The following is a 16106-nucleotide window of genomic DNA, read 5'->3' as shown; positions in this document are numbered from 1 at the left end:
GAGCGCTGACCGTCTGGGGTGTTGATTGCCTGGGGATGTCCGTCTGGGGTGTGACCGTTTGGGGTGTGACCGGCTGGGTGTGTCAGTTGCCGGGCGGGTGCCAGAGTTGTAGGACGCCGTCCGACGAGCGCCACATCAGCCGCCACCCCTGCGCGGTGGACGGACGCCAGCCGCCGCCGATCTGCGACTCCATGCCCCGCCAGCGCGTGTACAGCATGGGGCCCTCGGTGGCGTTGCGTGGAACCTGCCCCAGGTAGTGCGGGAAGTCGCGGATCTCGCCGTGCCAGACCGGGTCGCCCCACACGTCCCGCGTGTAGAAGGTGAGGGTCTGCGCGAGCCGCCGGTCGGCGCAGATGAGGGTGATGTCGCGGTGCCCGGCGAGGTAGCCGCGCAGTTCGCTCCACGCCGTGTCACGGGGCAGGTCGGGGACGGTGCGGATCGCGGCCGTCGCGTACGTCCCGCCGAGCGCAACCGCCAGGACCGGCACCACGACCGTCCGCAGCCGGAACCGCGCCACCGGCCCGGACGGCAGCATCCGGAACAACAGGATCAAGGACCCGAAGCCACCGGCGAGGAGAGCGGGCAGCACCGCGAACCAGTACCGCTGGAGCCAGGCCCGTAGTGAGATGTCGTTCGGGTCGAGGACGCCGGAGAACAACGTCAGCGGCACGGCGAGGGTGAAGAACCACACCAGGACCAGCGCCAACCGCCGGTCACGGGTGACGGCCCACCCGACGACCGTGAGGGCCAGCGCGGCGGTGAACACGAGCCCGAGGGGGTTCCAGTCGTGCATCGCGCGCAGGAACGAGCGGGCGGCGAGTTCGCGGGTCACGTGGTCGCGGGACTGGCCGCCGTGCTCGGCGGCGGAGATCAACCCGGCGAGCGGCGTGCCCCACACGAGCTGGTTGTGGACGAGGTTGACGGCGAGGATCGCGGCCATCGGCGCGCCGACCGTGACGTTGCGGCGCCACGGGATCCGCAGCAGCGCCAGGTACAAGGGGACGGCGAGGAAGAGGAACGCCAGGAACTCCCGGACGAGGAACGCCGAGCCGAAGCACACCCCGGCGGCCAGCAACATGCGGGTCTGCGCCCGTCCCGTCCGGCGGGCGGCGACGACCAGGCCCGCCATCCCGATGGTGAACAGCCCGGCGCCGGGCATGTCGGGCAGCATCACGCCCGTCGACCAGGTGATCTCGTGGCCGAACGGGTTGGTCATCGTGAAGAACGGGTGGACGAGCAGGATCGCCGCGGACGCGACGCCCGCCACGTCCCCGAACAGCGACCGGACGACCAGGTACGTTCCAACGAAGAACGCGCAGCCGCCGAACGCGGCGACGACGAAGTACGCGGCCTGGCCGTCCCCGAGGATCTCCTGGACGAGCCGCGCGGGCAGCACCAGGCCGATCCGGGTGACCTGGTGGGGGACTTCGGAGAACGGCCACCGGTCGAGCGGGATGTCGGGCCATTCGCGGGCGGCGAGCCACACGTAGTACGGGTCGAAGTACAGCGGCGGCGTCATCAGCACCCACTGCGTGCCGATCGTGGCCGCCGAGACCAGCAGGGACAGCCACAGCACCCGCCGTGTCCGCCAGATCCGCCACGTCCGCGCCGCACGCCATGATCGTCGGAGCCGTGGCGTCCGTCCGGCGCCGGTCGCCGCCTGGTCGGCGGTCGGGCGGTCGGACGTGGTCTGTGCCATTCCTGGCTCCCGCTCCACTGATCATTGCTGCTGACGTGCCCCGCGACGCCGGACCAGGTTACTCGCGTGCCGGGGCGCCCGTGACGCGACTACCCTTGACTCCATGTCCTCGTCAAGCCGTCACATCTTGACCGCGCCCGCCTGGCCGTACGCCAACGGGCCCCGTCACATCGGGCACGTCTCCGGATTCGCGCTGCCCGCCGACATGTTCAGCCGCTACCAGCGGATGGCGGGCAACAAGGTCCTGATGGTCAGCGGCACCGACGAGCACGGCACACCGATCCAGGTGCAGGCCGACAAGGAGGGCGTCACCGCGCGGGAGCTCGCCGACCGCTACAACGCCGTGATCGCCGAGGACCTGCACGGCCTCGGCATGACCTACGACCTGTTCACCCGGACGACGACGCTGAACCACTACGCGGTCGTCCAGGAGATCTTCAAGGGCCTGTACGACAACGGCTACATCTTCCCGCAGAAGACGATGGGCGCGATCTCGCCGTCCACCGGCCGGACGCTCCCGGACCGCTACATCGAGGGCACCTGCCCGATCTGCGGGTACGACGGCGCGCGCGGCGACCAGTGCGACAACTGCGGCAACCAGCTCGACCCCGTCGACCTGATCAACCCGGTGTCGCGGATCAACGGCGAGAAGCCGACGTTCGTGGAGACCGAGCACTTCATGCTCGACCTGCCCGCGTTCACCGAGGTCCTCGGCCGGTACCTGCGCGGCAAGCAGAGCGGGGCGCTGGCGTGGCGGCCGAACGTGCTGAAGTTCGCGCTGAACCTGCTGGACGACATGCAGCCCCGGGCGATCAGCCGCGACCTCGACTGGGGCGTCCCGATCCCCCTGGACGGCTGGCGCGACAACCCGGCGAAGAAGCTGTACGTGTGGTTCGACGCGGTCATCGGCTACTTCTCGGCGTCCGTGGAGTGGGCGCGGCGGTCCGGTGACCCGGAGGCGTGGCGCGCCTGGTGGCAGGACCCGCAGGCGCTGTCCTACTACTTCATGGGCAAGGACAACATCGTCTTCCACGCCGAGATCTGGCCCGCGATGCTCCTCGGCTACAGCGGGCAGGGCGACAAGGGAGGAACGCCGGGTTCGCTCGGCGCGCTGAACGTGCCGACGGAGGTCGTGTCGTCGGAGTTCCTGACGATGGAGGGCAAGAAGTTCTCCTCGTCCCGCCAGGTCGTCATCTACGTGCAGGACTTCCTCGCCCGCTACGACGTGGACGCGTTGCGCTACTACGTCGCGATCGCCGGGCCGGAGAACCAGGACACCGACTTCACGTGGGCGGAGTTCGTCCGCCGCAACAACGACGAGCTGGTCGCCGCGTGGGGCAACCTCGTGAACCGTTCGGTGACGATGGCGGCGAAGAACTTCGGCGCGATCCCCGAGGCGGGCGATCTCAACGACACCGACCGGGCATTGCTGGATCGCAGCCGCCGCGCGTTCGCGACGGTGGGCGCGGAACTCGACCGGTCCCGGTTCAAGAACTCCATCACCGAGGCGCTCGACGTCGTCCGCGACGCCAACAAGTACCTGTCGGACCAGGCGCCGTGGAAGCTGAAGGACGACCCGGCGCGCGTCAAGTCGATCCTGCACACGGCGCTGCAGGTCGTCGACGACGCCAAGACGCTGCTGACCCCGTTCCTGCCGCGCTCGTCGCAGAAGGTGTACGAGATGCTCGGCGGGCAGGGCGAGTGGAGCGGCATGCCGAGGCTGGAGACCGTGTCCGAGGAGGGCGGCCCCGACTACCGCGTCCTGACCGGCGACTACGCGACGGAGGCGCGCTGGGAGTCCGCGCCGATCAAGCCGGGGGTGCCGCTGAGCAAGCCGACACCGCTGTTCACGAAGCTGGACACGTCCGTGGTCGACGAGGAGCTCGCCAGGCTGGAGAACCGGTGAGTCCCGACGGGAACGGGCAGAGCTCGCGCTCGTTCCCGCCGCTTCCCGAGCGCCTTCCGGTGGACGTGTTCGACAGCCACTGCCACCTCGACATCGTCGACACGCCCGTCCAGGAGCAGTTGAGGTCGGCGAAGGCCGCGGGCGTCACCCGGATCGTCACGATCGGCTGTGACCTGCCGTCGTCGCGGTTCGCCGTGGACACCGCCGCCGAGTTCGACGACGTGTACGCGGCGGTGGCGATCCACCCGAACGAGACGACCGGGATCTCCGACGCCGTCCTGGCGGACGTGGCACGGCTCGCCGCGCACCCGAAGGTCCGCGCGATCGGCGAGACCGGCCTGGACTACTACCGCGACTGGGCCCCGAAGGACGACCAGCACCGCGCCTTCCGCGCGCACATCGCGATCGCGAAACGCACCGGCAAGGCGCTGGTCGTCCATGACCGCGAGGCGCACGACGACGTCCTGCGGATCCTGGACGAGGAGGGCGCGCCCGACACGGTCGTGTTCCACTGCTACTCCGGTGACGCCGCCATGGCGGAGATCTGCGCCGAACACGGCTACCTGATGAGTTTCGCCGGGAACGTCACGTTCAAGAACGCCGAGCCGCTGCGCGAGGCGTTGCGGGCGGCGCCGCTGGACCTGGTGCTCGTGGAGACCGACGCCCCGTTCCTGACTCCGGTCCCGCACCGGGGCAAACCGAACGCCTCGTACCTGATCCCGTACACCGTGCGGGCCATGGCGGAGGTGAAGGGCGTGGACGTGGCGGACCTGTGCGCGGCCATCGCGGCCAACGGCGAACGGGCCTTCGGCCCCTGGTAGCCGGTGGGAGCGCGCGATGGGAACGCGCAGTGGGAGCGCACGGTGGGAGCGCACGGTGGGAGCGCACGGTGGGAGCGCGCGGCCGGTGGGCGGACGGTGACGGCCGGAGGGCGGCTGCGACAATTCGGGGCGTGGGGAGATCAGGCGTGGGGGAGACACGGGCGGCGCTGCTCGGCCCGGCGGACGTGCGGGAACTGGCGGCACGGCTCGGTGTCCGGCCGACGAAGACGCTCGGACAGAACTTTGTGATCGACGCCAACACCGTCCGGCGGATCGTGCGCACCGCCGCCCTGACCCCCGACGACGTCGTGATCGAGGTGGGTCCCGGGCTGGGGTCGCTGACGTTGGCGCTGCTGCCGGAGGCGCGCCGCGTCGTGGCCGTGGAGGTCGACGCCGCACTGGCCGCGGCGCTGCCCGCGACGGTCGAAGCGCGGGCGCCGAGCCTCGCGGGGCGGCTGGAGGTCGTCCACGCCGACGCGATGGCGCTCACCCGGGTGCCGGGGCCCGAGCCGACCGCGCTCGTCGCGAACCTGCCCTACAACGTGGCGGTGCCGGTCGTCCTGCATCTGCTGGCCACGCTGCCGTCGCTGCGAACGGCGCTGGTCATGGTGCAGGCCGAGGTCGCCGACCGGATGGTCGCCGCGCCCGGCGGCAAGATCTACGGTGTTCCGTCGGTGAAGCTCGCCTGGTTCGGGGAGGCCCGCCGGGCGGGGGCGGTCGGACGCGCGGTGTTCTGGCCCGCGCCGAACGTCGATTCGGGCCTGGTCGCGTTCACCCGCCGGGACCCGCCGCCGACCACGGCGACCCGCGCGGAGGTGTTCGCCGTCGTGGACGCCGCGTTCGCGCAGCGCCGCAAGACGTTGCGCGCGGCCCTGGCGGGCTGGGCCGGGTCGGCCGCCGCCGCCGAGGACGCGTTGCGCGCCGCGGGCGTCGACCCCCGACTTCGGGGGGAAGGCCTGGACGTGGCCGCCTTCGCCAGGATTGCCGAGTATGGTCCTTCACGCCGGGGGGATCATCTCCCGACTGCTTAGCGTGCCGGGTGGCAGCGTGCCGGGTGTGACCGGGCCCGGTCTGAACGGGCCCGGTCTGAACGGCCTGGGGAACGTGCCGGGTGAGCGCGCCGGGGTGTGAGCGTGCCGGGCGGACGCCGCCCACCGGGGGCACGAAAAAAATCGAGATGAGCCGGAGGTCGATGTGAAGGCGCGTTCGCGGACGGCGCGGGCGAGGTTGCCGATCGTGGGGACGGCCCTGCTCGCGACCGCGGCGGTGGTCGCGACGGTGGCGGCGGGCTGCGGGGGCGGAGCGGGCGCCGCACCGAAGATCACCACGACGGCGCGCGCGGGGGTGGCGCCGGTGCCGCCGAAGGAGGGCGCCTATTTCGGGGCCTGGGTGCCCCCGGACGACGCCGACGGGCCGCGATCCGGGACGCCGTCCGGCTCCCCGTCCGCGAGCGGCTCGCCTTCGACGAAGCCCACCGGCAAGGAGGCGGAGAAGCCGGGCATGGCACCCGTCGTCGGGTTCGAACGAGACCTTGGACGGCAACTCGACATCGTGCAGAGCTACCGGAGTTGGGGGGCGGAGTTTCCCTCCGGACTCGACAAGTCCGTCACCGACGGCAATCGCTACCTGCTGCTGACCTGGGCCGAAGCCGACACCCGGAAGATCGTCCAGGGTGAGCACGATGAGCTGATCCAGCGCCGTGCCCGCGCCGTCAAGGCCCTCGGCAAGCCGATCTTCCTGCGCTGGGCGCCGGACATGGACAAGGCCGCCCACAGGAAGCGGATCCATTCGCCGGAGGACTTCGTCGCGGCCTGGAAGCATCTGCGGTCGATCTTCACGCGGGAGGGCGTCGACAATGTCGCCTGGGTCTGGTGTCCCTCCGCCCGCGGCTTCGGCGGCGGCGACGCGGGCGCGTTCTACCCCGGCGACGACCAGGTCGACTGGATCTGCGCCAACGCGCAGCCCGGTACCGATTACGAGTACCGCGACCTGTCCGAGGCCGTGAAGATGTTCCTGCAGTGGGCCCGGGACCGCGAGAAGCCCATCATGGTCGCCGAGTTCGGCGTCCCCAAGGCCTACGGGGAACGCCGCGCCGAGTGGCTGCGGGAGGCGTCCAAGACCCTCCAGGACCCGCAGGTCAAGGCCGTCGTCTACTTCAACTCCGACGAGCAGGCCGCGGGCGTCCGCGACAGGCGGCGCGCCTACTCCGTCAACGGCGACAAGCCCGCCGTCTCCGCGCTCCGCGAACTCGCCACGACCCCCTACTTCAACCCGCGCAACCTGCCCGTGACCAGCAGCGGGTGACCCACGGGTCACCCGGCCCCCCGAATTGGCCTTAGGGTTTCGGACGTGACCGCAGTGAGCGTACGCGTACCGGCCAAGGTCAACCTCCAGCTCGGCGTCGGACCGATCCGCGACGACGGCTACCACGACCTCGTCAACGTGTTCCACGCCGTCTCCCTGTTCGACGAGGTGACGGTCGAACGGGCACCCGGGCTGGAGGTCCGCGTCCAGGCCGCCCCGTACTCGCGGGTGCGCGTCGACGGCGTCCCCGTCGACGACGACAATCTCGCGGTCAGGGCCGCCCTGCTCGTGGCGGCGCGGCTCGGCGTCGAACCCGATGTCGCGATCCGGATCCGCAAGGCCATCCCCGTCGCGGGCGGCATGGCGGGCGGCAGCGCCGACGCGGCCGCGGCGCTCGTCGCCTGCGCCCGGCTGTGGGACGACCGGGAGCAGCCCACCCTCACCCGCGACGATCTCATGGACCTCGGCGCGGAACTCGGCAGCGACGTGCCGTTCGCGGTCCTCGGCGGCACCGCCGTCGGCCTCGGCCGCGGCGAACGGCTCACGCCCGCCCTCACCCGCGGCACCTTCCACTGGGTGTTCGCGACCGCCGACGGCGGCCTGTCCACCCCCGCCGTCTACGCCGAATGCGACCGGATCCGCGCGGAGCGGGGCGAGGCCGCGGCGCCGCCCCGGGTGTCGGAGGAGCTGATGACGGCGCTCGCCACCGGGGACGCCAAGGCGCTCGCCCTCGCGCTCACCAACGACCTCGAACCCGCCGCGCTGTCGTTGCGGCCGTCGCTGGCCCGCGTCCTCGACGCGGGCCGTGAACTCGGCGCCGCCGCGGCGCTCGTGTCGGGCTCCGGGCCGACCTGCGCGTTCCTCGCCGAGACCGGGGAGGACGCCGCCGACCTCGCCGAGGCGCTGGACGGCACGGGTCTCGCCGAACAGGTCCTGCGCGCGGACGGTCCGGTCCCCGGCGCGGCCACCCTGTAGCGGAACCGGGGCCCGGGAACCCGGCTTCCGGGGGTCTACCCTCTTCGGCAAACCGCTTCCCAACAAGAAGCTTTCCTAATAAAAAAGGGTAGATGCGCTCGTCACACAAGCGAACTTCTTGCTCACGGTGGACGTCTTGTATCTGTGACACCGAATCCTCAGGCGCCGAAACCGCTGGCGAGGTGGAGCGATGACCTACCTGTCCGCGCTGCTGGGACTCCTGGCGATCGCGATGATGACGACGCTCGTGCTGCTGGCCGTCCGCCGCGACCGGGACATGCGCCGTAACGCGCCCGCACTGGTCGTCGCGGGACGGGCCCAGGCCGCCGGGATGGGATCCTCGACGGAAGGCGGTTCGACCCAGCCGCCGACCGTGCGGTGACCCCCTGAACCGGCGAGGAGAACCATGGCAATGCTTCTAGGGCTCGTCATCCTGCTGGTGCTCATCCTGGGACTCGTGGCCGCGGTCGTGGTCATCATCATTGCGGTGGCGTCCAGTCGGAAGGAGAGCGGGAACACCGCCGTTCCTCCCGGCCACGACCCCGGATACGGCCCCGGATACGGCCAGGGGTACGTCCCGCGGTACGGCCAGGAATACGGCCCGCCGTCGGACCCGCCGTTCGGGCGCTGACGGGCGGACTCGCGCGGCCGATTCCGACGGGGGTCGGGGCCGGGGAGTGGGACGGCCGAGTCGCCGGGGCCCAATAGGCTGGGTGGCGTCGTGAATCTGATCAATCTTGAGAATGTCGCCAAGGCCTACGGGCCGAAACCACTGCTCGACGCCGTGTCCCTCGGGATCGACGAGGGCGACCGCGTGGGCGTCGTCGGCCGCAACGGTGGCGGCAAGAGCACGCTCGTGTCCGTGCTGGCGCGGGAGACCGAACCCGACGAGGGCCGCGTCACCCACACGCGCGGCCTGCGCCTCGGGCATCTGACCCAGCGGGACGAGTTCCCGGACGGGGCCACGGTCCGGTCCGTGGTGCTCGGCGACCGCGCGGAACACGAGTGGGCCGGCGACGTCCGCGTCCGCGACGTCCTCGGCGGCCTGATCGCCGACCTCGACCTGGACGCGCCGCTCGCGGGAATGTCCGGCGGGGAGCGCCGCCGGGTCGCGCTGGCCCGGCTCCTCGTCCCCGAGTCCGATCTGCTGCTCCTCGACGAGCCGACCAACCACCTCGACATCGAGGCGATCGACTGGCTCGCCCGGCACCTGAAGAGCCGCGCCCCGGGCGGCGCGGCGAAGGGCAGCGGGGTCGCGCTGCTCGTCGTGACACACGACCGCTGGTTCCTGGACGAGGTCACCGACCGGACGTGGGAGGTCGTCGACGGCCGCGTCGAACGCTACGAGGGCGGCTACTCCGCGTACGTCCTCGCGAAGGCCGAACGCGCCAGGATCGCCGCCGCGACCGAGGCCAAGCGGCAGAACCTTCTCCGGAAGGAGTTGGCGTGGCTGCGGCGCGGCCCGCAGGCCCGCACGTCCAAGCCGAAGTTCCGGGTGGACGCCGCGCAGGCGCTGATCGCCGACGAGCCCCCGCCGCGCGACTCGGTGGAGCTGACGAGGTTCGCCACCGCGCGGCTCGGCAAGACCGTCCACGACCTGGAGGACGTGACCGTCCAGGTGGGCGGCGATGGGGAAGCCCCCGCGTCCCGGACGATCTTCGAGCGCATGACGTGGCGGCTCGGCCCCGGTGACCGGGTCGGCCTGGTCGGTGTCAACGGCAGCGGCAAGAGCACCCTGCTGCGCCTGCTGGACGGCACCGTCCAGCCCGCGTCGGGAAAGGTACGGCAGGGCAAGACCGTCCAGCTCGCGCACCTGACCCAGAACCTCGAAGACCTGGAACCGTCCCGGCGCGTCCTGGAGTCGGTGGAGGAGATCCGCCGCCGCATCACCGTCGGAAAACGCGAATGGACGGCGAGCCAGCTCCTGGAACGTCTCGGCTTCCACCGCGACCGGCAGTGGACGCCCGTCGGTGACCTGTCCGGCGGGGAACGGCGGCGCCTCCAGCTGCTCCGGCTCCTCATGGGCGAACCCAACGTCCTTCTCCTCGACGAGCCGACCAACGACCTCGACATCGAGACGCTCACCGAGGTCGAGGACATCCTGGACGGCTGGCCCGGAACGCTGGTCGTCGTCAGCCACGACCGGTACTTCCTGGAACGCGTCACCGACCATGTCGTGGCGCTGCTCGGCGACGGCCGCGTGTCGATGCTGCCCGGCGGTGTCGACGAGTACCTCGACCGTCGTGCCGCCGGGACCGCTCCGAAACCGTCCCGTCCGGAGAACACGGTCGTCGAGAAGGCCGCGCCCGAGAAGACCGCGCCCGCGACGAAACCGAAGGCCGGGCAGGACTGGAAGGCCCGCAAGGAACTCGACCGGCTCGAACGTCGCCTGGAAAAGCTGGCCGGGCAGGAGGCCGCCCTGCACGAGCAGCTCGCCGCGCACGCCACCGACTACGCCAAACTCCAGGAACTCGACGGGCGGCTGAAGGAGATCCAGGCCGAGGCCGCCCGTGTCGAGGAGGAATGGCTGATGCTCGCCGAGGACATCGGCTGACGGGACATCGGCTGACGGGACATCGGCTGACGGGGCATCGGCTGATAAGAACGTGCCCGCCGCGGGCCGTTACCTGTCGAAGGGGATCAGCAGCGTGCGGAGGAGGTCGGCGAGGGCGTCCCTCTGGTCGGGGCTGAGGGCGTCGAGGATGACCTGCTCCCGTTCGAGCAGGTCCGCGAACGCGGCGTCCACCCGGGTCCGGCCCGCGTCGGTGAGACGCACCAGGACGCCGCGCTTGTCCTGCGGGTCGGGATGCCGTTCGACGAGCCCCGCCGCGGCGAGCCGGTCGATGCGGTTCGTCATCGTGCCGGACGTGACCAGCGTGGCCCGCAACAACCGCCCGGGGCTGAGCTGGTAGGGGCTTCCGGCGCGGCGCAACGCGGTGAGGACGTCGAACTCCCACGACTCCATGTCGTGCTCGACGAACATGGCGCGCCGGGCGCGGTCGAGATGCCGGGCGAGGCGGGAGACGCGGCTGAGGACCTGCAATGGCTGAACGTCCAGGTCCGGACGTTCGTTGTTCCACGCCTCGACGAGCCTGTCCACCTCATCCTGCATGCGGACACCCTACTCGTCCGGGCATCGGCTGACGGGGTCGCGTCGGCCGGGGTCCACCGATCGGTGGACACGGGGTTCAACCGGTCTTGCCTCATGCGGAGAGGGTGCCTGCGGCCGGCATTTCCGGTAGGACGAACCCTCCGGGAAAGTGGCCCGGTGGAGCGCCGGGCATCCCTGGCGCGCGACCGCCGCGTGATGTGTCGCCGTCGGCGGCAACGTCGCCACAGGGCGATCTCGACAGGGCGATCTCGAACGTCGGCCCGTCGAACACGTGTTGATCACCGCGGTGCCCGGTCGCGCGTTCGACCGGGCCGCCGCACAAATGAAGCGGCATCCGAGGTCGGGTCGGTGTCCGCGCCCGTGAAGAAGGGCCCGGTCGTGCGGGTCGACGGGACGTCGAAGGGCACCGAACGCGAAGGCAGGAAGCACGTCGAGCGGCTGCCGGCGCAGACCGCCGAGGTTCGGGCCGCACATCCGGAGGTGCGGGTCGAGGAGGGTCGAGGAGACGGGCGGCCCGTCACCCGTCCCGGCCCCTGGCCGCCGCGGCGGTCGGTCCTTGACACCGGGGCACCCGGCGAGCACGCTGTCTCTTGACGTCGAGACAAATGGGGGGCGGGGTCATGAACGCGGAGGCCGGGAACATCGGGGTCAGGCACGCGGTGTGGGATCCCGCACAGTACGAGGCGTTCGCCGGTGAACGCGCCCGACCCTTCGCCGAACTCGTCGCGCGCCTCGGTGACGCCGCCCCCGGCCGGATCGTCGATCTCGGCTGCGGCACCGGGGAACTGACCGCGACCCTCGCCGCCCGCTGGCCGGACGCCGTCATCGAGGGCCTGGACGGCTCCACCGACATGATCGCCGAGGCGCGGCGGCGGGAGATCCCGGGACGGCTGAGCTTCCGTGTCGGCGACGTCGCCGCGTGGAAACCCGAACGTCCCGTCGATCTCATCGTGAGCAACGCCGTCCTGCACTGGATTCCCGAACACCCCGACCTGCTGCCCCAGTGGGTCGACGCGCTCACCCCGGGCGGGAGGCTCGCCTTTCAGGTGCCCGGCAACTTCGGCGCGCCCAGCCATGTCCTGCTCCGCGAACTGGGCCGCTCCGACCGCTGGCGCGACAAGCTCGGCGCGCTTCAGCGGGACAATCCCGTCCTCGACCCGGCGGGCTACCTTGACCTGCTGGCCCGCCATGGCTGTGCCGTCGACGCGTGGGAGACCACGCACGCCCAGGTTTTGCACGGTGACGACCCCGTCCTCGAATGGGTGAAGGGGAGCACCCTTCGTCCCGTGCTGTCCGTGCTCGACCCCGAGGAGACCGAGGAGTTCCTCGCCGCCTACCGGGAACGGCTCCGGCGCGCGTACCCGGCCGCGGCCTACGGCACCGTGTTCCCCTTCCGGCGGATCTATGTGATCGCCACCCGACCCGATTCTTGACATCAAGATACGGGTCGAGCATCATATGTCTTGATGTCAAGAGATACCGGCTATGACCGACATCCTCACGGACGGGATGCCGCCCGATCCTGACGAGGAAGTGACTCGTTCCCCTGCGGTGCAATCTCGGACAGGCCGGGCGGTATCCGAAAAATCCGGTTCCGTAACCCGGGACCGGCGACCCCTGACCGGTGGCCGAACCAGAAGAACTCCGGACGGCCACCGGTCGCACCACGGGAGCCACATGATCACCGGAGTCCATCACATCCTGCTCGCCGCGCCACCGGGCAGCGAGGACGCGCTCCGCGCCTTCTACACCGACGTCCTCGGACTCGAAGAGATCACCAAACCCCCCGAACTCGCCCGACGAGGCGGAGCCTGGTTCCGCACCACCGACCGGCACGGGCATGGAAACGGGCACGGCATAGAACTGCACCTCGGCATCGAGGACACCTTCCGCCCCGCCCGCAAGGCGCACCCCGCACTCCTCGTCCACGACCTCGACGCGCTCGCCGCACGCCTCCGCGCCGCGGGCCACGACATCACCCCGGACACGCTGCTCCCCGGACACCGCCGGTTCTACGCCGACGACCCCGTCGGCAACCGCCTCGAATTCCTGGAACCGGCGCGCCCCTCACGCTGACGGATCCGTGAACTCCCCGTCACGCCGACCCCGACGCTGAGCCTTCTCCGCCTTCGCCGCCGCCCGCTCCTCGGCCTTCTCCGCCTTCGCGGCCGCCTTCTCCGCACGCTTCTCCGCGCGCTCCTGCTCCTTACGACGGCGCCGCGGATCCAGCGACGGCCTCGGCTCCAACCCCGACAGGCCGTTCCACGCGAGATTCACCACATGCGCCGCCACGTCCTCCCGGCGCGGCTTGCGGACGTCCAACCACCACTGGCCCGTCAACGCCACCATGCCGACCAGACTCTGCGCGTACAGCGGCGCGAACTTGTCGTCATAACCATGCCGGTCGAACTCCTGCGCGAGGATGTACTCCACCTCACCCGCGATCTCACTCAGCAGGCTCGCGTAACTGCCGGTGCCCGTACCGCCGTGCGAGTCCCGAACGAGAATCCGGAAACCGTCCGGATGCTCCTCGATGTACTCCAACAGCGCCAGCGCCGCCTTCTCCAGCTTGCTCCGATAGTCGGTCACCGAGTTCAACCCCTCGGTCACCAACCTCAGCAGCCGCTCGAACTCCCGGTCGACGACGACCGCGTACAACCCTTCCTTGCCGCCGAAGTGCTCGTACACCACGGGCTTCGACACGCCCGCCGCGGACGCGATCTCCTCCACCGACGTGCCGTCCAGCCCACGCTCGGCGAACAGCGTCCGACCGATGTTGAGCAGCTGCTCACGTCGTTCCTTACCGGTCATCCGCTTTCTGCGGGTCCTGGGAACGGGTTCTGTCACGTCACCAATTGTGGCGGTCAAGCCGCCCGCTTGGTGCGTTTCGCCGCCAGCCTCTCGTCGCTCGGCCAGCGGACGTCGTACGCCCAGCCCGCCTTCTCCAGCAACCAGATGATCCGCGCGCTGATGTCGATCTGCCCCTTCAGCACCCCGTGCCGCGCACAGGTCGGGTCCGAATGGTGCAGGTTGTGCCACGACTCGCCCAGCGACGGGATGGCCAGCCACCACACGTTCCGGGACTTGTCACGGACCTCGAAGTCCTCCCTGCCGAACGTGTGACAGATCGAGTTGATCGACCACGTGACATGGTGCACCAGCGTGATCCGCACGAACCCGGCCCAGAACAGCGCCGTCAGGAACCCCGCCCACGACATAGTGATCATGCCCCCGATGAGCGCGGGCAGCAGGAACGACACCGCCACCAGGCCCGGGAACGCGAGATGGATGCGCCGGATGTCGGGGTCGTCCAACAGGTCCTTGGCGAACCGCCGCTTCGACGTCCGGGCGCCGTCGAACAGCCAGCCGTAGTGCGCCCACGCCAGCCCCTTCGTCAGCGCCTTCCAGTCACTGCCGAACCGCCACGGCGAGTGCGGATCCATCTCCTTGTCGGAATGCTTGTGATGGCGCCGGTGATCGGCCACCCACATGATGACCGGGCCCTCCATGGCCAGGCTCCCCGCCAACGCCAGGAAGATCTTCAGCGGCCGCTTGGCCTTGAACGAGCCGTGAGTGAAGTGCCGGTGGTACCCGACCGTGATGCCACCCGCGGTCAGGACGTAGAACACCGCCATGAGGACGATGTCCGTCCAGCCGAGAAACCTGCCCCAGGCCAGCGGAATCGCAGCGAAGAGGGCCAGGAACGGCACACCGGTGAACACCGCGACGAGCACCCGTTCCGCGTTCCCCTGAGGCTCGGGCTCGATTTCCGGGCGCTTCTGTGGACGAGGTGGGTCCTGGGCTGGGGCCGTGGTCATCCGTCACCCCTCTCTCTGCGACTTTGCTTAGCCTTACCTACGCCAACGTAACCTACGGAACCGTAAGTTGACAGGGCCGGACAGTAAATTCAGAAGGAACGCCTTACAGGCCACGAGACGCGTATCGAACCGACGAGCGCCAAGTCCACGGACGGGTGACGATGCCCCTCTCCGGGACGAACGCTCCACGCTCACCAAAGGTTCGCTCGCCGCCTCTTGGTCGGCGATCCCTTCGGTGACCAGTTCTTCCTCCTTGTCAACCGCCGCGTCTCCGCCGAGACCGACGTGCCGTCCGCGCCGTGGCCCTGACCGGACGGCACGGAGATGGCCTGCTCCGTCATGGACCTTCTAAACCAATCCCGCCCAAATCACCCCAGCTCCGGCCATCTGCAAAGAGTAACGGATCGGCCACGAAGAGTTAAAATCAGTGGTACGGTTCACCCATGACTGGACCCATGCCGGACGAGGTCCGAGACAAGCTCAAGCCCAAAGCCATCGAACTCCGCCGCCGGGGCTGGACCTACCGGGAGATCGCGGGTTCGCTCGACATCTCCCTCAGCACCTGCTCCCTCTGGCTGAGAGACATCTCCGCCCCGCCGCGAAAGGGCTACTCCCAGGAGCGGGTGGCGGCCATGTGGAAGTCCCGCTGGGAACCCGTCCACACCGCCCGCGAACAGGAACGCCTGAAAACCAAGCTCACAGCGTGCCATCAGATCGGCGACCTGGACGACCGCGACATCCTGATGCTCGGCGCGCTCGCCTACTGGTGCGAAGGAGGCAAGGACAAGCCCTACAAGCGAAGCGAGTTCGTCTCCTTCATCAACAGTGACGCGGCTCTGATCGTCCTCTTCCTGCGCTTTCTCAGCGTTGTCGGGGTGCCCGCCGAACACATCCAATTCCGGCTGCACATCCACGAGACGGCAGATCTGGCGGCGGCCACCGCGTACTGGGCCGAACTGGTCGATACTCCCAGTGACCGGTTCCAAACGCCGATCATCAAACGCCACAGGCCGAAGACCAACCGAAGGAACCTCGCTCAGGCCTACCGAGGTTGCCTGCTCATCACCGTGAGGCAGAGCGCGGATCTCTACCGCAGGATCGAGGGTTGGGCCCACGCCGCCATGCTCGGGCCGGAAGCGGCCGAAGCTCGACTCGTCACCCGCTCGGACGAGACGATCCGGAAGATCGTCAACAAGCGGTGTCCCTCCGCGGAATGAGGTGGGCCCGATGCCCTCCGGCTGGGTATCGTGGGGCCGGGCAGGCGCTCAACAGAGGAAGCCTGCCGGTCCGCCGTAGCGTAATTGGCAACGCAGCGGGTTTTGGTCCCGAAGACTCCAGGTTCGAGCCCTGGCGGCGGAGCTGTCCGAAATGTGCCAGATGCCCCGTGGGTGGGCGGCGGGGTGACAGGTGGAGAGTGGGCGGTATCCTGCCCGTGTCGGGTGCGTCCGGTCGTGATGTCGCAGGTGGGCGC

The 16106-nt window shown here is 70.0% G+C and carries 16 protein-coding genes and 1 tRNA gene; 13 read left to right on the top strand and 4 right to left on the bottom strand.

Features of this window, described 5'->3' with window-relative positions; genetic code table 11:
• Window positions 1-82 precede the first annotated feature (82 nt).
• Entirely contained in the window at window positions 83-1699 is a 1617-nt protein-coding gene (locus BZB76_RS24165; protein ID WP_121436676.1) for an ArnT family glycosyltransferase, read from the bottom strand.
• A gap of 103 nt (window positions 1700-1802) precedes the next feature.
• Here BZB76_RS24165 and metG point away from each other — a divergent pair, with 103 nt between their 5' ends.
• The 8 genes from metG (at window position 1803) to BZB76_RS24125 (ending at window position 10259) form a co-directional block, all read left to right on the top strand.
• Entirely contained in the window at window positions 1803-3605 is a 1803-nt protein-coding gene (metG, locus tag BZB76_RS24160) for a methionine--tRNA ligase (protein ID WP_121436675.1), read from the top strand.
• Entirely contained in the window at window positions 3602-4426 is an 825-nt protein-coding gene (locus tag BZB76_RS24155; RefSeq protein ID WP_121436674.1) for a TatD family hydrolase, read from the top strand. Before metG ends, BZB76_RS24155 begins: the two co-directional genes overlap by 4 nt.
• Before the next feature lie 146 nt (window positions 4427-4572).
• Window positions 4573-5457, top strand: coding sequence for a 16S rRNA (adenine(1518)-N(6)/adenine(1519)-N(6))-dimethyltransferase RsmA (gene rsmA / locus BZB76_RS24150; RefSeq protein ID WP_121436673.1), 885 nt, complete (start codon window positions 4573-4575; stop codon window positions 5455-5457).
• Window positions 5458-5620: 163 nt separating this feature from the next.
• Window positions 5621-6730, top strand: a complete 1110-nt coding sequence (locus BZB76_RS24145; RefSeq protein WP_246007155.1) for a glycoside hydrolase family 26 protein — start codon at window positions 5621-5623, stop codon at window positions 6728-6730.
• A gap of 54 nt (window positions 6731-6784) precedes the next feature.
• Entirely contained in the window at window positions 6785-7705 is a 921-nt protein-coding gene (locus BZB76_RS24140) for a 4-(cytidine 5'-diphospho)-2-C-methyl-D-erythritol kinase (protein WP_121436672.1), read from the top strand.
• Between the two features lie 190 nt (window positions 7706-7895).
• Window positions 7896-8087 (top strand): hypothetical protein, encoded by a 192-nt coding sequence (locus BZB76_RS24135; RefSeq protein ID WP_121436671.1) that lies wholly within the window; start codon window positions 7896-7898, stop codon window positions 8085-8087.
• 24 nt (window positions 8088-8111) lie between these two features.
• Complete coding sequence (locus tag BZB76_RS24130) at window positions 8112-8336, top strand: hypothetical protein (RefSeq protein WP_147449510.1); 225 nt, start codon at window positions 8112-8114, stop codon at window positions 8334-8336.
• A gap of 90 nt (window positions 8337-8426) precedes the next feature.
• A complete protein-coding gene (locus tag BZB76_RS24125) occupies window positions 8427-10259 on the top strand; it encodes an ABC-F family ATP-binding cassette domain-containing protein (RefSeq protein ID WP_121436669.1) in 1833 nt (610 codons plus the stop codon).
• A gap of 69 nt (window positions 10260-10328) precedes the next feature.
• On the opposite strand, the gene BZB76_RS24120 is transcribed toward BZB76_RS24125, so the two are convergent.
• Window positions 10329-10817: a MarR family winged helix-turn-helix transcriptional regulator gene (locus tag BZB76_RS24120; protein ID WP_121436668.1), complete on the bottom strand. Its 489-nt coding sequence runs from the start codon at window positions 10815-10817 to the stop codon at window positions 10329-10331.
• Between the two features lie 348 nt (window positions 10818-11165).
• On the opposite strand from BZB76_RS24120, the gene BZB76_RS24115 reads away from it, so the two are divergent.
• From BZB76_RS24115 to BZB76_RS24105, 3 genes are all read left to right on the top strand, one after another.
• A complete protein-coding gene (locus tag BZB76_RS24115; RefSeq protein WP_121436667.1) occupies window positions 11166-11411 on the top strand; it encodes a hypothetical protein in 246 nt (81 codons plus the stop codon).
• Between the two features lie 26 nt (window positions 11412-11437).
• Window positions 11438-12250, top strand: coding sequence for a trans-aconitate 2-methyltransferase (locus BZB76_RS24110; protein WP_121436907.1), 813 nt, complete (start codon window positions 11438-11440; stop codon window positions 12248-12250).
• Window positions 12251-12494: 244 nt separating this feature from the next.
• The gene (locus BZB76_RS24105) at window positions 12495-12893 is read left to right on the top strand and encodes a VOC family protein (RefSeq protein WP_121436666.1); all 399 of its coding nucleotides are present in this window, start codon (window positions 12495-12497) and stop codon (window positions 12891-12893) included.
• Here BZB76_RS24105 and BZB76_RS24100 read toward each other — a convergent pair.
• Together BZB76_RS24100 and BZB76_RS24095 are read right to left on the bottom strand one after the other, a co-directional pair.
• The gene (locus tag BZB76_RS24100; RefSeq protein ID WP_246007154.1) at window positions 12885-13664 is read right to left on the bottom strand and encodes a TetR/AcrR family transcriptional regulator; all 780 of its coding nucleotides are present in this window, start codon (window positions 13662-13664) and stop codon (window positions 12885-12887) included. The genes BZB76_RS24105 and BZB76_RS24100 overlap by 9 nt on opposite strands.
• Before the next feature lie 17 nt (window positions 13665-13681).
• A complete protein-coding gene (locus BZB76_RS24095; protein WP_121436664.1) occupies window positions 13682-14635 on the bottom strand; it encodes an acyl-CoA desaturase in 954 nt (317 codons plus the stop codon).
• Window positions 14636-15090: 455 nt separating this feature from the next.
• Between BZB76_RS24095 and BZB76_RS34915 the strand changes: the two genes are divergently transcribed.
• Both BZB76_RS34915 and BZB76_RS24085 read left to right on the top strand, forming a co-directional pair.
• Complete coding sequence (locus BZB76_RS34915) at window positions 15091-15852, top strand: helix-turn-helix domain-containing protein (RefSeq protein ID WP_170180722.1); 762 nt, start codon at window positions 15091-15093, stop codon at window positions 15850-15852.
• A gap of 69 nt (window positions 15853-15921) precedes the next feature.
• Window positions 15922-15994 (top strand) — tRNA-Gln (locus BZB76_RS24085).
• The last annotated feature ends 112 nt before the right edge of the window (window positions 15995-16106 follow it).

Source organism: Actinomadura pelletieri DSM 43383, assembly GCF_003634705.1.
In the GTDB taxonomy this organism is placed as follows: domain Bacteria; phylum Actinomycetota; class Actinomycetes; order Streptosporangiales; family Streptosporangiaceae; genus Spirillospora; species Spirillospora pelletieri.
This window is presented reverse-complemented; position numbering and strand designations above follow the sequence as displayed.

Excerpts from the sequence above, each read along its gene's own strand:
- BZB76_RS24165 (WP_121436676.1), bottom strand. The coding sequence starts at position 1,699 with ATGGCACAGACCACGTCCGACCGCCCGACCGCCGACCAGGCGGCGACC.
- metG (WP_121436675.1), top strand. The coding sequence starts at position 1,803 with ATGTCCTCGTCAAGCCGTCACATCTTGACCGCGCCCGCCTGGCCGTAC.
- BZB76_RS24135 (WP_121436671.1), top strand. The coding sequence starts at position 7,896 with ATGACCTACCTGTCCGCGCTGCTGGGACTCCTGGCGATCGCGATGATG.
- BZB76_RS24130 (WP_147449510.1), top strand. The coding sequence starts at position 8,112 with ATGGCAATGCTTCTAGGGCTCGTCATCCTGCTGGTGCTCATCCTGGGA.
- BZB76_RS24120 (WP_121436668.1), bottom strand. The coding sequence starts at position 10,817 with ATGCAGGATGAGGTGGACAGGCTCGTCGAGGCGTGGAACAACGAACGT.
- BZB76_RS24110 (WP_121436907.1), top strand. The coding sequence starts at position 11,438 with ATGAACGCGGAGGCCGGGAACATCGGGGTCAGGCACGCGGTGTGGGAT.
- BZB76_RS24105 (WP_121436666.1), top strand. The coding sequence starts at position 12,495 with ATGATCACCGGAGTCCATCACATCCTGCTCGCCGCGCCACCGGGCAGC.
- BZB76_RS24095 (WP_121436664.1), bottom strand. The coding sequence starts at position 14,635 with ATGACCACGGCCCCAGCCCAGGACCCACCTCGTCCACAGAAGCGCCCG.
- BZB76_RS34915 (WP_170180722.1), top strand. The coding sequence starts at position 15,091 with ATGCCGGACGAGGTCCGAGACAAGCTCAAGCCCAAAGCCATCGAACTC.